The organism is Methanospirillum hungatei JF-1 (assembly GCF_000013445.1).
Lineage (GTDB): Archaea > Halobacteriota > Methanomicrobia > Methanomicrobiales > Methanospirillaceae > Methanospirillum > Methanospirillum hungatei.
In genome coordinates, this window is sequence record NC_007796.1 from 361,880 (window position 1) to 381,197 (window position 19,318).

Here is a 19,318-nt window from a genome sequence, read left to right on the forward strand (position 1 = left end):
CGATATGGCAGATGAAGTAGTTCGTCTTGAGCATATCACCAAGATATATCCCCTTCTTTCGGGAGATGTCATGGCTCTTGATGACCTCTCCCTCTCTATTGAAAAAGGGGAATTTGTTGCAATCATCGGCCCGTCTGGATCAGGAAAATCCACGCTCCTCAATCAGTTGGGTTGTCTGGATGTTCCGACCTCCGGAGATCTGAAGATTGGTGGAAAGAGTATCACTCAGATGAATGATTATGAGCTCACCCGTCTCCGTCTCATGACAATAGGATTTATCTTTCAAAAATTCAATCTGCTCCCTCTCCTTTCTGCGTATGAGAATGTGGAATATCCATATACACTGAAGTACCGGAAAAAGGACACCAGCGGCCGGGTTTCAAAACTTCTTTCCATGGTCGGGATCAATGAGGAGCTAGCCAAACATAAACCCAGTGAATTATCCGGAGGGCAACAGCAACGGGTAGCAATAGCCCGTGCCCTCGTTAATAATCCAAAAATTCTCCTGTGTGATGAACCAACCGGCAACCTGGACTCAAAAACCGGTGTTCTTGTTATGAAGATCCTGAAAAAGCTGAATGAAAAGGGGAAAACCCTCATTATTGTCACTCACGATCCAACTATTGCAGAACAGGCTGACCGGATAATTACAATACGGGACGGAAAAATCGTCCGGGATGGTTCGTAATGAAAGATATTATCTTTGCTATGGCTGTCCGGAATGTCAGAATTAATCTCCTCCGGTCAATTCTTGCTGCCATCGGGATTACCATCGGTATCATCTCTATTGCTTGTATGGGCATGCTCGGATCAAATATGACCGCTTCTGTAACCGAGTCTCTCTCTGCTATGGCTGATAAACTGATTGTAAGTCCATATTCAGGAAAGGGAGGTGGGGGCGGCCCTCCGGGCATGTCTTCCGGAAGTGACAATCTGACAAAAAGTCAGTATAAAAATATCTACAAGATTGCGAGCAAATACGGGTATGTATATGGGGTTCATTCCATCCGTGCGAAGGTGAAAAAAGGGAAAGATGAATGGAACACACAGGTCTATGGCCTTGAAGTCAGTGACATGAAGACCATCCTCAATAATCTTACATCCGGAGGTTACCCGAGCAGTGATAATTCCGTTCTCATAGGGTCATCATTTGCTGAAGATAATGATTTCAAAGTGGGAAGCAGGTTCACCGTGGGAGGTTCAGGAGTGAAGGTGTCAGGCATCATCGAACCGCGGGGTATGTCCATGGATCTGAGCACTGATAATGCGGTTATTTTGACGAAGAATATGTACGAATCTGCTTTTGGAGCAAAGGATGAGTACAACCAGGTCAATATCGTATTGCATGATATAAATGATGCCGATGCCGTATCCAATGATATTGACTCACAGATGAACCGGAGAGAAGAGACGGTGCGGGTTCAGGACAGCAGCCGGATGGTCTCCATGATCTCTTCCTCTGTCTCCACGATTACTAGTTTTGCTACACTTATCGCCAGTATATCCCTGCTTGTGGCCGCAGTCTCTATTTTTAACATTATGATGATGTCTGTTACCGAACGGATACGGGAAATTGGTGTTCTCCGGAGTATCGGAACACAAAAGAAAGAGATTCTCAGGATGTTTGTCTATGAAGCTGCATTAATAGGGATTCTTGGTGCAACTCTCGGGATGATTCTCAGTCTTATCATGGGGTATTTTTTTATCCATATCATGATTGGAAATACGAAATATTTCTTCACTTATGATAGTCTGATCCATCTTCCATATGCTATGGCTGTCGGTCTTATCATCTGTATTCTGTCCGGTTTATACCCTGCCTGGAGGGGAGCCCAGATGGACCCGATAGAAGCTCTCCGGGCAGAATAACAAGAACACACAACCATCTGGTTGAATCTTCCAACCAGTCATATCCTCTATTTTTACATAATAATCCAATGACTTGTCATGTGTACCTGGTTTGAGGTACAGAAAGTAAATCCGGTATTTTCCAATGGAGTATTTCCCCGGTGAGATGTCTGAATCGCTATGATCTGTCTGACTATGTACCCTGCCACCAGGAATCATCCGATCACAAATGAGAAGAACCAATACTCCCCGTATCACATTGGCTCTCCCGTACATCAGACATATGTCATATGAATGATTTTGTATTTCAATGGAAGTAATCCGGAAATAATTGGATAATACCTGATTTTTCTATAATTTCTTTACTTTTCAAGTATGAAATGGTCATCATTATGGAAAATTTACAATCGGAACAAGGCTAATTAAAAGAACATATTGGTCTTTTTGTTGATGATAATGAAAATAATTTTCAGATCGCTGCCAAAATTGTTCATCAGGCAGGGTATCAGGTACTTCTGGCATCTGATGGAATGAGAGCAACTGATCATATTACGAAAGAGATGGCGAAGTTTATTGTATAATATTCAATGGCTCTCTCTTTTTCATTCATGCTATCTAATACACTATGTAAATATCTATGGATATAACTTTATGACAATATTTCAGAATTTAATAGGTAAAACTAACCTCCTCACCCCTCTTCCGGATACTATTCAGATACTTCCCTTGAGTACTGAGTATTACAAAGCAGCTGCTCAACTCTATTCGGATGTTTTCATATCTGATGAGCCGACTACCTATCTTCATGCCCCTGATCCATCTGTATTCATCCGGTATGCGGAGATATATGTCAGATCTCTCATTCCGAAGAACCTGAGTTTCATTGCCCTGGACAGCGTGACCGGTGATATCATCGGTTTTATCTTCTGTCTTGACCTGAAATCGGATATCTCGGATGAAGGGGAGGAGATGGTCCGGTTCCTCTCCCACTTTCATGAAACAGTCATTCTCATCGATGAACTTGAACACCGGTTTTTAGAAATTGAAGAACTTTCTCCCGGAGAAGCACTACATATCTTCCAGATCGGGGTTGATAAACAATACCGGCGATTAAAAATTGGCTGTTCGCTTATACATACTGTGGTGGAGCATGGCAAGAACCTGGGGTTTTCAAAAGTCATTGCAGATTGTACCTCTTCTGCTTCCCTTCAGGTTTTTTCCTCCTGTGATTTTGAACTGGCTGGATGCATTGAGTATGATACCTGCTGCATCAACGGGGAGCATTTTTTTACCGGTCTTGACGGGGGGATTTCATTGGTCGTAAAAAACCTGGTTCCTCTCCCCTGAATATGAATCGATACTTATGAGTAGCATGTAGTTCTTATACTATCATGAGGGAATGCCTATAAAAATTGATGACTTTTGTCAGGTTTTTATCATTAAATCAAAGGTAAGATCACTAATATTTTTCATTTTATTAGGTGTCCTTTTAGAAATTATTGTTCATTATTATCTGAAGATCCCATATGCGTATACTCACCTGTTTTACCTGATTATTATTCTTGCAGCGATCTGGTTCAAACGATATGCAGTATATCTGGCATTTTTCTTTGGCATGCTTCATATCTTTGTTTTTTATTTGAATGAGGGTTTTCTCTCATTTGAACCAGTATTGCGTGCGATTATGCTCTGTGTCATTGCATTTATTGCCGGCTCAGTGGTTGAATGTATGACTCATTTCAGAGATGAGCTGGCTTTTCAGAATCAGGAACTTGAAACGACGAAAGAAGCATTTCGAATGGCAAATAAGAAGTTAAACCTTCTTTCATCCATCACCCGGCATGATATTCTGAATCATCTGACCTCTCTTCTTGGATATATGGATATATCTTAAGATATGACTGATAATCCTGCCCATCGTGATCTTATCAAAAAAGAGCAGCAGATTGCTGATGCAATTCGGCGGCAACTGGAATTTACCCGTAATTATCAGGACATTGGTGTGAAAGAGCCAATCTGGCACAGCCTTCCTGAGCAGTTTGAAGAGATACAGAAGACTTTTTGTCATGAATCCATACATCTTTCCAGTTCGATGGGAATGATTCAGATCTATGCAGATCCATTGTTTCCCCTTATATGCCATAATCTAATCGACAATTCCATTCGTCATGGGGGGAAGTTTCAAAATATTCTCTTCTCTACCCGAACAGAAGGTGATAATCTGGTTATTGTGTACGAGGATGACGGTTGTGGAATTCCTGTCGGTGAAAAAGAGAAAATATTTGAACGCGGGTATGGTAAAAACACGGGGATGGGTCTCTTTTTGTCACGTGAGATACTTTCTATCACCGGTCTGTCAATGAAAGAGACTGGTGTATTCGGAACTGGATCGAGATTTGAAATTATTGTTCCTCCGGATTGTTACCGGTATTATCAGGAATCTTCTCCGGTTTGAGTTATTATTTGAAGCGTTCATCAGGTATTATTCACGAATTTAAATCGTCCCTTTTGCCAGACGATCCGAGTTGTAAGGTTTCCTCTGGGCATTTTTAATGGAGTGATCCCTGCAATAACCATCGCCCCTCTTGCAGACCTGCTTCTTGGCAGACTGGAAGAGTTCTGTGCTCCATGATTTTATTAACCGGCGAACAGGGTGTGATGACAAGAACGCGGCAAACCTCTCTTTTTGAATGATATACCATAATTTCTATAAAGTTGCTAATCATATACAGAAGTATGTCATGGCATGTCATGGCACGGTGAACAGACATGAAACATTGGGTTCCATACAGCCTGGTAATGAGTATCGTCATTATCGGGGCACTCTTATTCTCCGGGTGCACCGAGCAGCCTGCTTCTGAATCTGCCGAATCGATTAAGATCGGAGTGGTTGCGTCAATGAGTGGTCCGGCGAGTACAACCGGAAAAGACATCTGGCAGTCTGCAGAACTGGCAGCTCAGGAGATCAATGCACAAGGCGGGGTCTTTGTGAAAGATCTGAATAAAAAGATCCCGATTACTTTGGTCCAGGGTGATGATGAGTCAACCCGTGAGGGAGGCATAAAAGCCGTCTCCAAGCTAATCACCCAGGATAATGTTGATCTTCTGGTCGGGGGGTACTCAAGTGCGGTTGTGTCAGCCCACCAGTCCATCGTTGCCGACAATAAAGTCCCCTATATCATCTCCGGGGGTTCCAGCACCTCAGTATCCCATCGTGATGACATCGATACCAGTTATATGTTCTTCCACCGACCCAACACAGATGATTCAGCCAAAGCTAGCATCCTTTTCATAGATGAAATGGTACGGCCGGAGATTTATAAAAAATTCAATCTTCCCGATGACCGTCCGCTCCGGCTTGCACTTATCTTTCAGGATAGTCCTTTTGGAAAAGGACAACAGGGAGCGGTCAGAAATCTGACACAAGACTTAAACCTCCCAATTGAGATCGTGGCCGAAGAGACGTTCAAGATGGGAGAGTCTGATTTCAGGACTGCTCTGACCTCGGTAAAAGCGAAAAAACCGGATATCATCTATGCGGTCACCTTCCTGAATGAACTGATCCCGCTCACCCAGCAGGCCAGGCGGGATGTCGGTCTTGATACACTCATCCTCTCAATTGAGAACAATGATGACCCTGATTACTATTCAGGCGTTGGAGCGTTAGGGGACTACACGTTGATGGAGAGCAGGTTCTCACCATATGCCATCCCGAAAGGCAGTACTTCTGAAAGAACGAAAAAATTCCTTGAGGATTTCCAGACAAAGTATGGCGGGTTTGCCGGAATGATGGGTGCTGCAACGTATGAATCCGTATATATCGCTGCAAAAGCCATCGAAAATGCAGGAACGGTACAGAAAGATGCAGTCCGAAAGGCTCTTTCAGAGATTTCCATGGACCACATGATTGAAGTGATGAAAGATCAGGTGATCCGGTTCAGTCCTGATTATCAGGAGAGCAGTTTTGACCTGTATGTTGAACAGATGAAGATGGATCCGGCTGTAGGAGAGATCAGACCACATATCGTATGGCCTGAATCAATCCGTGAGACCGGATTTGTGATCCCTGACTGGTATCAGCCGGGATCTCCCTGATCACATTTTTAGAAGAAGGATCGCAGGAATGGACCTACATATTGACATAATCACCCAGGTTCTCTTCTGGGGATTATACACCGGGTGTATTTACATCCTCCTGGCAACAGGGCTGAATCTTATCTTCGGAGTCATGAAGATTGTGAACTTTGCCCATGGGGAATTTCTTATGCTGGGAACGTACATTACCTTCTTTCTCTTCGTTATGAGCGGGTTCAATCCCTATGTTCTTCTCTGTGCCTCAATTCCGCTTCTTGTGGTGATAGGAGTTATCGTAGAAAGGCTCTGTTTCAGACCTATTCTCGGGACTGGAAAACTGAATGAGATCTTCGTGAGTATCGGACTAATTTATATCATTCAGAACCTGGTTGCCAGGATATGGACTGATGAATGGAAGACTATACAGAGTCCGTTCAGAGATATCAGTGTTGATCTGGGAGTTATTCAGGTCCCGCTTGATTATCTTATTATCATGGCGGTTACGGCTATCCTGCTCATCAGCCTGTATATCTTTCTTCATCACACCTGGACCGGCCAGGCAATCAGGGCTACCAGTCAGGACAGGAAAGGTGCGATGCTGATGGGAATCAATGTCGAGCGGATGGATATGGTAACTTTTGGCATTGGTGCGGCCCTTGCAGGAGCAGCCGGGACACTCTGGGCAGTCAGCGGCCAGGTCTTTAATCCGTATATGGGGTCCATTCCGGCCATTAAGGCATTTGCAATCATTATTCTGGGAGGTCTTGGCAGTATTCCCGGTGCAATTGTCGGAGGTCTTGCTGTTGGTCTTGTTGAGAACGGGACTGCTTTTACCCTTGGTGGTGCATGGAAGGATGCTGTATCATTTATTCTCCTGATCATTGTGCTTATTATCCGTCCAACAGGTCTCTTTGGGGAGGATAGTGAATGATCCCTCAGTTTCTCCAGGAGAGAAGATATCAGTTCGCGGTGCTGGCATTCATCGTGGCTATTCTTCTTCCGGTCATTGTGGGATCAAACCAGTACTACCGGACAGTCCTTATCCTGATGCTGATTTTTATCATCTATGCGTCGGCCTGGAATTTTCTTACTTTCTCAGGCCAGGGCTCGCTCGGTCATGCTGCCTTTTTTGGGCTGGGCGGATATTTTTCATCTCTCATCGCTATTAACTCCGGTATCCCGCTGATTATCGCAGTTTTTGCAGGAGCATGTGTCACAGCCGGAATTGGTGTTCTTATCGGAATGACCTGTGTAAGACTCCGGGAATGGTTCCTTGCCATGGTGACATTCGGGTTTGCGGTCATCATCCAGACCCTTATTGTGATAAGTCAGCTGAGCCCCATCACCGGCGGATGGGATGGGTTTGCAGTTCCAAAGCTTATCCCTTCATCAATTCCGGGGTCACCAAACCTTGAGTACTATGGTATCCTTGCAATCGCTGTCGGCTCCATTCTGGTCTTTCATCTGCTGCTCAAATCAAAGATTGGACTTGCACTTGCAGCAATCCGTGAGAATGAGATGGAAGCGAAGGCATCAGGGATAAACCCGGTCCCGTTCAAGCTCTTTGCGTTTGGGATAAGTTCTTTTATCACGGCAATAGCAGGGGCCCTTGAGGTATGTCATTTCGGATACATCTCTCCTGAGATATTCGGGACTGATATCTCTTTCTGGCCGATTATCTATTCAATAACCGGCGGGCTTGGAACACTTGCAGGGCCGATCATCGGAACTATTGTTATCAGTCTTCTCTGGGAAGGACTAAATGCTCTCGGCTTTACGTATGAGCGGTTTATTGTGATTGGGATTCTGCTCATCCTGACGATCATATTCCTGCCAAAGGGTCTGGTCAGTCTTCCGGAACGATTACAATATTTAAAAAGGATAAAAACGGGAGATGAAAAGTGATCACATTGATCACATGCCAAGATATGCTTCTTTTACATGGGGATCATGTAACATCTTGTCTGCAGGTCCGGAGAGGACAATTCTTCCATTTTCAATGATATAGGCACGGTGTGATATCTCAAGGGCCCGTTTCACATTCTGCTCCACAAGTAGGATGGTAAGCCCTTCTTTATTGAGTGCATTGATGGTATCAAGGACAGTATGAACATATTTCGGAGATAATCCAAGTGAAGGTTCGTCAAGGATGATCATCTCCGGACCAGACATCAGGCATCGCCCGATTGCAAGCATCTGCTGCTCACCACCGCTGAGTGTTCCGGCATACTGGTCCTGTCTCTCCTGTAGGATTGGAAAGAGGGAATAGATGTACTCAATATCAAAGTCCTTATGATTCATATAGGATCCCAGCATCAGGTTCTCCCTTACGGTCATCTTTCCGAATAATTTCCTCGTTTCCGGGACCAGGTTCAGATGGTGATGGACAATCTCATACGTTGGAAGTCCGGTGATAGGCGTATCGGCAAAGGTAATTGTTCCACTGGATGCAGGAACAAATCCCATGACTGAAGAGACCAGAGTTGTCTTCCCTGATCCATTCGAACCGATAAGGGTGACTATCTCCCCTTTTTTGACCTCCAGGCTGACATCCCAGAGAACCTGCAGATGGGAGTAGGAGACGGTGAGGTTTTGTATGTTCAGCACTTAGTGCTCCTGGAAGTGGTATTGTTCTCCGAGGTATGACTCGATGACTCGCTCATCTGCAGCGACTTCTCTTGGAGTCCCTTCAGCAATCTTTTCACCCTGATCCAGAACAACAACACGGTCTGATACTTCCATGATGATCTTCATCACATGCTCGATCATGAGAATGGTCAATCCCTCATCTCGAAGGGACCGGATCAATTTGATGGCCTCTTTCCCTTCGCTTGGAGTTAGGCCGGTCATAATCTCATCAAGAAGGAGCATTTTTGGTTTTGATGCCAGGGCACGGGCCAGTTGTGTCTTGCGAAGGTCGATGGTATTGAGGGTACCAAGCGGGCAGTCCAGTTTTTCATCCGGAAATCCAACACGCTGCAGACATTCAATTGCTTCCACCTGGGCCTGCTTCATACCGGGTTTATGCCCGTTTCCATAGAGAGCACTGATCAGTACTCCTTCCTTTGCGGAAAGACCTGGAAAAGAACGCGGGTGCTGAAATGTTTTTGCAATACCTCTCTTACATATGGCATCCAGAGTGAGCCGGGTGATATTCTCCTCTTCGAAATAAATTCCTCCGGCATCCGGTCGGCAGACTCCGGATATCATATTCAGGAGTGTGGTTTTTCCAGCCCCGTTCGGCCCGACCAGCCCAAGGATCTCTCCCTCCCTGAGTGTCATGTCCACATTGCGGACCGCCTGTAGTCCGCCAAAAGATTTGGAGACACACTTCACATTGAGCATATCGATCACCGTGCGATGCTATGTCATGATATATGTTAGCATGTATCATAAATCTATCATTCAGTAGGAGGATCCAGGTGAAGTGCAAAAAAGTATCAAAAAATAGATGCCGGAAAAATGTAAAGGGGTATTCAGGTGGTAAATCTACCCATAGATTGGGAAATGCGGTCTATTGATGCAGTTGCATCGGTGATGACTCTGGTTATCTGATCAAGGGCTGCTGAAGCCTCTTCAGTTGCTGCTGATGAATCAACCGCTTCTTTTGCCGCCTGTTCTATGAGATTTCCAAGTTCATGAACGCTGGCGCTTATCTGCTCAACCGATGCTGCCTGTTCTTCACTGGCACCGGCAACCTCTCCGACTCTGATCGAGACATTCGCAATCGCCTCTGCAATCTTGTTAAAGACGGTCAGGGTCTCCCGTACAGCGGTATTTCCTTCATCAACATCTTTCAGTGAGTTTTTCATGGATTCGGTAACGGCACGTGATTTTTTCTGCAGGTCGGTAATGAGGTTTGCAATCTTTTCTGCAGACTGTTGTGACTCTAGTGCCAGGGATTTTACTTCATCAGCAACAACGGCAAATCCAAGTCCTGCATCCCCTGCACGAGCTGCCTCAATCGCTGCATTGAGGGCAAGGAGGTTGGTCTGGTCAGCAATTGAGCTGATAACGTTGACAATGGTTCCAATATCCTCCATCTGCTTTCCGATCTCACCGATGACATGATCAGTCTCATTAAAGGAGCTTGATATCTTCTGCATTCCGGCATCTGTCCTTCCGACAAGTTCCGCTCCCTGTCTTGAGAGGTCATCAGTCTCCTGGGTGAGATTGGCCACTTCATTTGCCTGGGTTGCAACTGCAGATACGGTGGTTGACAGATCATTCATGGCCTGAAGAACCTGATTAACGCCTGCTCCGCTCTTTTCTGACAGATCGCTGACAACGCCTGCGTTATGGGCAAGGTTTTGTGCACCGGCGGTCACTTCCTCGACACTTGCACTGGTCTCTTCCATCCCGGCAAGGAGTGAATCCACTTCCTTCTTTACCTGCCCGATTGCCCTGCCAGTTTCAATACCGATCTTATTCAGAGAGTCTTTGAATGGTATGAAATCTCCTTTTACTGAAACCTTATCACTAAAACTAGCAGTGAAGTCTCCGAACGCATATGCACCGGCAAGATTCATGGCTTCATTGACCGGGCCGATGATGTTTTCAAGGGTGTTGTTGATTCCGGCGATGATCTCACGATATCCTCCTTTAAATTTGTCTGCATCACCGCGAATGCTTAAGTTCCCTTCTTCTGCAGCATGTGCCAGGGTTTTTGTCTCTTCAATCAGATCACTGAGCGTTTCTGCGGTCTCCTTGAGAGCAGGACCAATCTCATCACGATCATCCATGATCGGAACAGAGGTTACTTTTTCTCCTGCGGCAATCTTTTTCATAATCCCGATAACCTCATGCTGCAGGTTGTTTGCAAAAGTATCCATTGTTGAAGCAAGGATTCCTATCTCGTCCTTCCGGTCCATGGTGAGCCGCATACCTAGGTGCCCGTGTCCCATCTCATCGATCATCTCCACGGTTTTACTTAGGGGCCCGGTGATACTCCGGGTCAGGGCTATGGCAAAACCAAGACCGATGATTGCGCCGATGATGGTGACGATAATCATCGTCGTTTTCGCTGCATTTGCGTTATTATCATTATCTTTCTTAATCTGTTCAGCTACTTTCAGGTTAGTTTCCATCAGGGTTTTCAATGCCTCATTACATTGAGTTCGGTAATTTGCCAGAGGGGTTCCTGCGGCCAGAGAACTAATCGCTTCAGGTATTTTATTCTCTTTTATGAGAGCAATAGTTTTCTCAGACTCAACTTTGTATCCCTGGAAAGCAGTTTTAAAACTTTCAAAAACTTTTCTCTCTTCTTCATTCAAATTTAATTTGTCAATAATTGCTATTTGGTCATTCACTGACGCAAGTACACTTGCTGCAGAATCAAGGTTGACGGTACGTTCTTCCGGGATCAGCATACCCTTGTACACATCACCTCTGAATTGGGTGAATGCACCATTAATGACACCAATCTGCTGAATCGGAATTAACCGGTCGTTATACATCTCTTCACTCTTCGCTGCAAGATCACTGATAAAAATAAAACCGGTCCCTGCAATGATGAGCATTATGATAATAGTAAGGATAAATCCGCCAATCAACTTCTTTCCAATCTTCACATTTTCCAGCATTTCGATCACCTCATGATGTTCACTGTGCAACACTAATTTAAATAACCTATGGTAGCCAAAGCCCCTTTCCAAATTTTTAAATTACCGTCTCATCGGGAAATGCTTTAATTCCAGAGCGATAGAATTGTGGTATGGTCCGGGATACAGCATCTCATTGCAGGACAGGAATATCTTGGCATTCTCTTTCTGAATATGAGATCTATGAAAAACTTGCAACCGGAGAAAAGGGCCTCTCGAGTCAGGAAGCTGCAACCAGAATTCTGGAATTTGGGAAGAATGAGCTTCCTGAATCGAAAAGGGCATCTGTATTCACCATATTTCTCAGCCAATTCAAGAGCCCCCTCATCTACGTTCTGATAGCTGCTGCCCTGTTGTCATGGTTTCTTGACCACCTGACCGATACGGCGTTTATCACCGTTGTCATCCTTGTGAATGCAGTAATTGGAACGATTCAGGAATGGAAAGCTGAACAGAGTGCAAAAGCTCTCCAACAACTCTTTCGAATCACTGCAGTCGTCACTCGGGACGGGCATGAGATTCGGATTCCTGCAGAGGAACTGGTACCTGGAGATCTGGTCTATCTTGAAGCAGGTACACGGGTCCCGGCAGATCTCAGGATAACTCAGGTTGCCGACTGCTCAATTGATGAATCGGTTCTCACCGGGGAGTCTGTTCCGGTTACAAAAAAGGTGACCACTCTTCCTGAAGAAATTCCCATAAGTGACCAGGAGAATATGGCGTTTGCCGGGACAACAGTAGTCCGTGGTATCTGCCGAGGTTTTATTGTCAATACGGGAATCTGCACAGAGGTTGGAAAGATCGCTGTGGCAGTTGCAGATACCACCCTGTCAAAGCCCCCGTTGATCATCAGGATGGAGAAATTCTCCCAGCATATTGCCGTTGCAGTTCTGGTTGCAACTGCAGTTCTGGGCATCATTGCGGTTTATCAGGGAATGGGAATCATCGATGTCTTCTTCTTTGCTGTTGCGCTTGCGGTTTCAGCAATACCTGAAGGTCTCCCGGTAGCTCTGACCGTCGTTCTCTCAATCGCTGCTCACCGGATGGCCGGTCGGCATGTGATAGTCAGGAAGATGACGGCGGTTGAAAGCCTTGGATCATGCACTCTGATTGCCAGTGACAAGACCGGCACTCTCACAATGAATGAGCAGACAGCCCATATTGTTCTTCTCCCCGGACGGGATTCGTTTCAGGTCACCGGGACGGGGTACACTGGTGAAGGGAGCATCCATACGCACAAAGGAGAACATCTTTCAGAGACTGATCTTCATCAGGTACAGCGACTCTGTCATATTGCTGCTCTTTGCAGCGAAGCTCAGCTGGAGAGAATTGATGAGGGCTGGCATCACTCCGGTGATCCAATCGACGTGGCATTTCTAGCACTTGCACACAAATCGGGTCTTGATACGTCACTGATACAGAAGTCAGTTGAAAGATCTCTTTTTATTCCTTTTGAAGCAGAACGGAGATATTCAGCAGCGGGATTCACTGACGCAACCGGGGAACGGTTTGGTATCAAAGGAGCAGCAGAAGCAGTTCTCCCTCATTGTATCAGGATGAGAACAGCTGCCGGTGATGAGGAGGTTGATCAGGCACTCCTCCTTGCGAAGGCAGAAGAACTTGCAGTGGACGGATACCGGGTTCTTGCAGTTGCCGAAGCAGTATCTCCTGGTATTCCTGAAGATCCTATAAAATCGGGTCTCCCTCCACTTGTGCTGCTCGGGTATATCGGGTTTATCGACCCGGTTCGGCCCGATGCTCGAGAGTCGGTTGAGTCCTGCCAGAAAGCAGGGGTTACTGTTGTTATGGTCACCGGTGATCATCCTGCAACCGCCCTTGCCATTGCGAAAACACTGGGGATTGCCGATACTCAGGATCAGATTCTCACCGGAATGGAGATAGATGCACTCGGGTCGGTTGATATACCTGAGTTCTTCGACCTTGTCCAGAAGGCCAGGGTATTTGCACGGGTCACCCCGGTCCAGAAACTCTCCATTGTTGATGCTCTCATCCGGATGGGTCATTTTGTTGCTGTCACCGGAGACGGGGTCAATGATGCTCCTGCCCTTCGGCGTGCCCATATTGGGGTTGCGATGGGGTCCGGTACCGATATTGCCAAGGATAATGCGGCGATGATCATCACCGATGACCGGTTCTCATCAATTGTTGCTGGTATTGAGGAGGGGCGGTTTGCATATGATAATATCAGGAAAGTGACCTATCTGCTCGTCTCAACCGGAGCGGCAGAGGTGATCCTCTTTACCTGCTCTCTTATCGCCCATCTGCCTTTACCCCTCCTTGCAGTTCAGCTGCTCTGGCTGAATCTCGTAACCAATGGAATTCAGCATGTCGGTCTGGCATTTGAACCTGGTGAGAAGGGTGCTATGAACCGTCCGCCACGACCACCGTCACAGGGAATATTCAATCGCCTGATGATCGGCCAGATCCTGGTTTCATCTGTGGTAATGGGGTTGATCGGGTTTATTGCCTGGTACTCCATGATCTCAATCGGTGTTGAGGAGAATACTGCACGAAATCTTGCAGTTCTGCTCTTTGTCCTGCTTGAGAATGTCCATGTGTTTAACTGCCGGTCAGAGTACGTGTCTGCATTCCAGATGCCCCTGTCAAGAAATCTATTCCTGGTCGGTTCGGTAATTGCAGCTCAGGTGATACACCAGGTTGCCATGCATATCCCAATTCTTCAGGATGTCCTAGGGCTTCAGCCGGTCAGCCTGTCCCAGTGGGGAGTGCTCTTTGCAGCGGCATGTTTGATTATTGTGATCATGGAGTTGTTTAAGGTAATCTGGCCACGAGTTAATAAAACCGAATGATGTATATATTATTACAGTGCCTTGCGAAACGTTTTGGAATAATCAGATTGAAAAAAAGATTATTCCAAGGCTTGCACTCTAAATGCACTGCATAGTTTAAGCGAATATTTCTGAATTATTTCAGAAAAATTCGCATTATTCTATAATTCCCGAATCATTTTTTCAAATATAACTATCGTATTATTGTTGGATAAAAAAATATAAGATTATATCTTAATGAAAAAGTAACTAATATGTACTTCACCAATTATTTATCATCAAAAAATCCTTACTGATTAGTTATGTCAACAATTATTGAAGTAACGGAAGATTATTTTATTCCCTTAAGAGAAATAAAAGAAATTCTAGGTATTAAACCTCATGATTCATTTAAAATTGAAATTTTAAATAATTCTACCATACAATTGAAACGTGTATCCCAAGAGGATTCTCTTATCGATCTCATTGATCATCCTGCAATCCTTGGTCGGCCTGTTACCTCACAGGAACTTCGAAAAATCGATGATGAAATTTGGGGACAATGAATATCTTTATCGATTCAAATATTCTGATATTTGCTAACCTTGGTGATTCACCTGAATATCCCATTGTAAGGTCAATTATTCATGATTATGTTGAGAATGATGCTCGGTTTATCATAAATTCCATTATTGTTTCTGAAGTACATTATAAATTAAGAAAATTTCTTGGTTCAGAGGAATCGGAAAAAAGAATGATAAAAATCCTTAATTCTTCGCATATAACATATCTACCCATCGATAATTCAACAATACTTCGTGCAATTGGTCTTTCAAACCGGCAGAATGTAATGACAAATGATGCGATTATCGGTCAGCATGCCCTTGATGTTGAATCTGATGGAATACTTACTGATAATTACAGGGATTTTAAAAAAATTCCCGAGTTACATGTGATTGGTATCTGTTGAGCGAAACAATCCAAATATCTATCGCTTTTTAAAAGGTAATTTTTTTCCTATCAATGAACATTCTGCGAAACCCGGGACCTGTCTATGGTCAGTTACTCGTTGTCATTGGAGCTGTTCTCATAAGTTTATCACCGGTCTTTGTCGTTCTTTCCGGAGTAAGTGCGAGTGCCTCTGCATTTTACCGGATGGCATTATCCCTTCCTCCACTTCTCCTGCTGCTGGTCTTTATCCGGGGAAAAATATGGCTTGGTCCCCGGCAATTGGGAATTGCCCTTCTTGCAAGTATCTTCTATACGCTTGATCTCATCTGCTGGCACCAGAGTATCCTCCTCATCGGCCCTGGACTTGCGACGATCCTGGGGAATTTTCAGGTTTTTGTCCTGGCAGCGTTCAGTGTCCTTGTCCTTCATACCAGAGTCACCCCCCGGCTGATTCTTGCAATCCCGGTCTCGATAATTGGCCTGTATCTTATCTGCGGGGTGCAATGGAGCACTGCTTCTGATGGTTTTCAGATGGGAGTCCTGCTTGCACTGACAACAGCGTTCTGGTACGGCGGGTATGTTTTATTCCTCCGTCTTTTACAGACTTCATTTGATCTGGAGGGGAAGATTGCGAATCTGTGTATGATATCCATCCTCACCACCATTATTACCGGGCTCGTGGTTATCGGATCAGGTGATAGTTTCGACGTCCCAAGTGTTGATTCATGGCTCTATCTTGCTGCTTATGCCATAATATGTCAGGTTATTGCATGGCTGCTCATATCAGCAGGACTTCCCTTTACGGTTCCGATTAAAGTCGGACTCATATTACTTCTGCAACCAGCCGGGGCTTTTATCTGGGATATTCTCATCTTCAGGCTTCCGTTTACCTGTGTCACCGTCCTTGGTGTTGTGCTAACACTTGGAGCGATATATCTTGGATCAACAAGCACCAGTCCGGGAGAAAAATCAGAATCCTGACCATGAGTTCATCACCAGAACACCTCATATTGAGGATACATCTATCTATACCAGAGATAAATTAGAAACTATTTATTCATACGACCCTTCTTACTGTATTGAAAACAGATTTTCTAAAAAGGTGATAACTGATGTTTACAAAAGTCCTGATACCCTATGATTTCTCTGATGACGCTGAATACATCATCAGGTGCCTGAAAAACATTCCCCGGATACGTGAAGTTATCCTGGTCCATGTCACCAGAAGTCTGTACCTTGTCTCTTCTCCGGAAAGGGAAAATCCTGAGGCTGACTATGCCCGGCTGCGACTTGAAAAGGTACGGGATCTGATCGAGATGCCCCGGTCAAAAGTCCGGATCATCGTAGAGGAGATTACCGGAGGAGAGATCTCTGATGCAGTCATCCGGGTTGCAGAACGTGAGCAGGTCTCACTCATCCTGATGGGCAGAAGAGGGCGGGGAGTCATCGAGACAATACTGCTGGGAAGTACGGCATGGGATATTCTCCGGTTCTGTCCATCCAGTCTTCTCCTGATCCATCCACCTGAAAACGTTTCAGAGTTCTCACCTGGTGTCCGTTGTCCGGATATCTTCACACGGGCATTGGTATGTACTGATTTTTCAGAACCTGACATTGAAACTCTTCTTACAGATATTCTTCCCCTGGTTTCATCTGTGGATCTCTTCCATGTTGTCTCGAAAGGGGATACAGATGAGGAGATAAATCGTTCGGTGATGGAAGCAGAAGAGAGGTTAAAAAGTATTGTCATTTCCTGCCCAGAGAAATCCATTCCGGTCAGAACTCATGTCAGGATTGGTGATGCTGCAGATGAGATAATTCGGTTCTCTGAAAAAGAGGATATATCCCTTATCGTGGTAAAGTCCACCGGAACCCGGGGGTTCGTGCATAAAATCATTGGTGGAACAACAGAGGCAATTGCACGAAATGCTAAAAAACCTCTTTTCATTCTCCGAAGATCAGAATAATTTTAAATTTTTTCGTGTAATTTTTTTGGGTTTATTATATATTTCAATCGCTGTAAATCTTGCTGGAGATTTGAAGAATGTTCATATCGATACTTTATTATGATAGGATATCGTTGTACATTTTATTATCCTGCACTGCATGAGGATTTAGAGTAAACATCGTGAAACGATTGGTATTCTAAAAGTGAACGCTCATTGGAATTCATCGTATAATCAGAATTTATGATTATATGAAGAAAATTTGCATTATACAATTACGTATCCTATCGGTTGAAAAATCTCCATTATTTAGACTCATATGTTATCAGACTTCAAATCCCAGTTTATTGAAATCTCTAAAGCAATAACTCCAATTATATTGGTCATTTTAATTATCCATTTCCTTTTCATACCAGACTTCTCTATATCAAATGCGTTGGTGTTGATCTTAGGCAGCCTGATGGTAACACTGGGTATTGCCCTCTTTCTCGTCGGAGTAAATGTAGGGTTGATTCCGATTGGAAATGCCATAGGTTCAGACATTCCCCGTTCCGGTTCAATAGTGATCATTCTCATGACTACCTTTTTTTTAGGGTTTTTAGCAACAATAGCTGAACCGAATGTCCGGGTTCTGGCTGATATGATTCAGATCGTTTCCGAAAACAGTATAGAGCGGCTCCAATTTATTATGGTGATATCAGTTGGAGGTGGTTTTTTTATTGCCACCTCAATTTTCAGAATTATTTATAATGTCCCCCTGGCTTACCTTTTTTCCAGCGGGTATCTTCTGGTATTGTTGCTTTTATTTTTTGCACCTCCAGACTATGTTCCTATCGCATTTGATGCGGGGGGTGTCACCATTGGGTCAATTAATGGCCCGATATTTTTAGCGATGGGTATTGGTGTTACTTCAATCCTCGGGGGTCGCTCAGCTATATCTGATGGATTTGGCCTTATAGGGCTCGCATCACTAGGGTCGGTTATTTCAATTCTTATTATGGGGATTGTGGCATTATGATTTATTTACCGATTGCTGACAATATTGATCATGTCATCGTTGACGTCATTCAGGCGTTGTCACCATTGGTCTTGTTTTTTCTTATTTTGCAGGTCCTTTCACTGAAACTGCCGAAAGATTATGTTATTAATCTACTGAAGGGACTTCTCATTACACTCATTGGGATGGTCCTGTTCTTCCAGGGGGTTAAGATAGCATTTCTCCCGGCAGGTCAGAGGATAGGAGAATTATGTGGAACTATTGAGCAGACCTGGTTATTAATTCCATTTGGATTCATGCTGGGCTTTTTATCAACATATGCCGAACCATCAGTCCGGGTTCTCTGTTACCAGGTTGAAACCTCATCAAATGGCTATATTAAGGGCTCTCTCATCCTGTATGCACTTTCAATTGGTGTAGCCATATCAGTGGGTGTGGGTATGATCAGGATACTGTATGGTTTTCCGTTTCTTCCCATTATCTTCGGTGGATATCTTCTTGTTCTCATTCTGCTACGGTTTTGTGATTCTGACTTTATTGGAATTGCATTTGACTCAGGCGGTTTTGCAACCGGTCCGATGGCAGTCACCTTTCTTATGGCATTTGCGGTCGGCGTTGCTGATTCTATGGGAGGGAGAGATCCACTCCTGGATGGATTTGGAATGATTTCATTAATTTTTCTCACTCCGATTCTTATGTTATTAATTATTGGTATTATCTTTAAGATGAAAAAGAAGGAGATGTATCATGATTCATGAAGGATGTAAAAATCTGATTGTGACGATTGTCAAAAAGGGATGGTCTGAGAAGGTAATCCAGGCATCACGGGAAGCTGGTGCATCCGGAGGAACCGTTCTTATGGGAAGGGGGACGGGAATTCACGAGACCCAGTCAGTCTTCGGTCTTCCAATCGAGCCGGAAAAAGAGATCATTCTGACAGTGGTGGAAGTGGATCAGACCGAAACGATTCTTTCAGCTATTGAAAGAGCAGCAGAACTCGATAGTCCGGGCATGGGCATTGCATTTGTCATAAACCTTGAAAAAATCGCTGGTCGGGTTCATATGGCCTGTGGATGCCCTGATAAAACTCAATGATGGCAATTTCATAGGCCT

The 19,318-nt window shown here is 44.6% G+C and carries 19 protein-coding genes; 16 read left to right on the forward strand and 3 right to left on the reverse strand.

Annotated elements, in window-relative coordinates:
• The first annotated feature begins 4 nt into the window (after window positions 1-4).
• From MHUN_RS01660 to MHUN_RS01690, 8 genes are all read left to right on the forward strand, one after another.
• Window positions 5-688, forward strand: a complete 684-nt coding sequence (locus MHUN_RS01660; protein WP_011447386.1) for an ABC transporter ATP-binding protein — start codon at window positions 5-7, stop codon at window positions 686-688.
• Window positions 688-1,869, forward strand: a complete 1,182-nt coding sequence (locus tag MHUN_RS01665; RefSeq protein WP_011447387.1) for an ABC transporter permease — start codon at window positions 688-690, stop codon at window positions 1,867-1,869. Before MHUN_RS01660 ends, MHUN_RS01665 begins: the two co-directional genes overlap by 1 nt.
• A 630-nt stretch (window positions 1,870-2,499) precedes the next feature.
• The gene (locus MHUN_RS01670) at window positions 2,500-3,195 is read left to right on the forward strand and encodes a GNAT family N-acetyltransferase (RefSeq protein WP_011447388.1); all 696 of its coding nucleotides are present in this window, start codon (window positions 2,500-2,502) and stop codon (window positions 3,193-3,195) included.
• Between the two features lie 52 nt (window positions 3,196-3,247).
• Entirely contained in the window at window positions 3,248-3,742 is a 495-nt protein-coding gene (locus MHUN_RS17070) for a hypothetical protein (RefSeq protein ID WP_011447389.1), read from the forward strand.
• Between the two features lie 3 nt (window positions 3,743-3,745).
• On the forward strand, window positions 3,746-4,303 hold the full coding sequence (locus MHUN_RS17075) for a sensor histidine kinase (RefSeq protein ID WP_011447390.1): 558 nt from the start codon (window positions 3,746-3,748) through the stop codon (window positions 4,301-4,303).
• Between the two features lie 314 nt (window positions 4,304-4,617).
• Window positions 4,618-5,943 carry an ABC transporter substrate-binding protein gene (locus tag MHUN_RS01680; RefSeq protein ID WP_011447391.1) on the forward strand — a complete coding sequence of 442 codons (1,326 nt, stop codon included), beginning with the start codon at window positions 4,618-4,620 and terminating at the stop codon, window positions 5,941-5,943.
• Window positions 5,944-5,971: 28 nt separating this feature from the next.
• A complete protein-coding gene (locus MHUN_RS01685; RefSeq protein ID WP_011447392.1) occupies window positions 5,972-6,853 on the forward strand; it encodes a branched-chain amino acid ABC transporter permease in 882 nt (293 codons plus the stop codon).
• Complete coding sequence (locus MHUN_RS01690) at window positions 6,850-7,827, forward strand: branched-chain amino acid ABC transporter permease (RefSeq protein ID WP_011447393.1); 978 nt, start codon at window positions 6,850-6,852, stop codon at window positions 7,825-7,827. The genes MHUN_RS01685 and MHUN_RS01690 overlap by 4 nt, the downstream gene beginning before the upstream one ends.
• Window positions 7,828-7,836: 9 nt before the next feature.
• Here MHUN_RS01690 and MHUN_RS01695 read toward each other — a convergent pair whose 3' ends face one another.
• From MHUN_RS01695 to MHUN_RS17080, 3 genes are all read right to left on the reverse strand, one after another.
• The gene (locus MHUN_RS01695; protein WP_011447394.1) at window positions 7,837-8,529 is read right to left on the reverse strand and encodes an ABC transporter ATP-binding protein; all 693 of its coding nucleotides are present in this window, start codon (window positions 8,527-8,529) and stop codon (window positions 7,837-7,839) included.
• The gene (locus tag MHUN_RS01700; RefSeq protein ID WP_011447395.1) at window positions 8,530-9,267 is read right to left on the reverse strand and encodes an ABC transporter ATP-binding protein; all 738 of its coding nucleotides are present in this window, start codon (window positions 9,265-9,267) and stop codon (window positions 8,530-8,532) included. It abuts the gene before it with no gap.
• A 131-nt stretch (window positions 9,268-9,398) separates the two neighbouring features.
• Window positions 9,399-11,504, reverse strand: coding sequence for a methyl-accepting chemotaxis protein (locus tag MHUN_RS17080; RefSeq protein ID WP_011447396.1), 2,106 nt, complete (start codon window positions 11,502-11,504; stop codon window positions 9,399-9,401).
• A 131-nt stretch (window positions 11,505-11,635) separates the two neighbouring features.
• Here MHUN_RS17080 and MHUN_RS01710 point away from each other — a divergent pair, with 131 nt between their 5' ends.
• The 8 genes from MHUN_RS01710 to MHUN_RS01745 all read left to right on the forward strand — a co-directional run bounded on the left by MHUN_RS01710 (window position 11,636) and on the right by MHUN_RS01745 (window position 19,300).
• The gene (locus tag MHUN_RS01710) at window positions 11,636-14,353 is read left to right on the forward strand and encodes a cation-translocating P-type ATPase (protein ID WP_011447397.1); all 2,718 of its coding nucleotides are present in this window, start codon (window positions 11,636-11,638) and stop codon (window positions 14,351-14,353) included.
• 281 nt (window positions 14,354-14,634) lie between these two features.
• Window positions 14,635-14,877, forward strand: a complete 243-nt coding sequence (locus MHUN_RS01715; RefSeq protein WP_011447398.1) for a hypothetical protein — start codon at window positions 14,635-14,637, stop codon at window positions 14,875-14,877.
• On the forward strand, window positions 14,874-15,281 hold the full coding sequence (locus MHUN_RS01720) for a type II toxin-antitoxin system VapC family toxin (RefSeq protein WP_011447399.1): 408 nt from the start codon (window positions 14,874-14,876) through the stop codon (window positions 15,279-15,281). The genes MHUN_RS01715 and MHUN_RS01720 overlap by 4 nt, the downstream gene beginning before the upstream one ends.
• Before the next feature lie 53 nt (window positions 15,282-15,334).
• Complete coding sequence (locus MHUN_RS01725) at window positions 15,335-16,243, forward strand: DMT family transporter (RefSeq protein ID WP_011447400.1); 909 nt, start codon at window positions 15,335-15,337, stop codon at window positions 16,241-16,243.
• A gap of 131 nt (window positions 16,244-16,374) precedes the next feature.
• The gene (locus MHUN_RS01730; RefSeq protein WP_011447401.1) at window positions 16,375-17,229 is read left to right on the forward strand and encodes a universal stress protein; all 855 of its coding nucleotides are present in this window, start codon (window positions 16,375-16,377) and stop codon (window positions 17,227-17,229) included.
• A gap of 298 nt (window positions 17,230-17,527) precedes the next feature.
• A complete protein-coding gene (locus tag MHUN_RS01735) occupies window positions 17,528-18,226 on the forward strand; it encodes a DUF1538 domain-containing protein (protein ID WP_011447402.1) in 699 nt (232 codons plus the stop codon).
• Complete coding sequence (locus MHUN_RS01740; protein ID WP_011447403.1) at window positions 18,223-18,963, forward strand: DUF1538 domain-containing protein; 741 nt, start codon at window positions 18,223-18,225, stop codon at window positions 18,961-18,963. The genes MHUN_RS01735 and MHUN_RS01740 overlap by 4 nt, the downstream gene beginning before the upstream one ends.
• Window positions 18,953-19,300, forward strand: a complete 348-nt coding sequence (locus MHUN_RS01745) for a P-II family nitrogen regulator (protein WP_011447404.1) — start codon at window positions 18,953-18,955, stop codon at window positions 19,298-19,300. The genes MHUN_RS01740 and MHUN_RS01745 overlap by 11 nt, the downstream gene beginning before the upstream one ends.
• The last annotated feature ends 18 nt before the right edge of the window (window positions 19,301-19,318 follow it).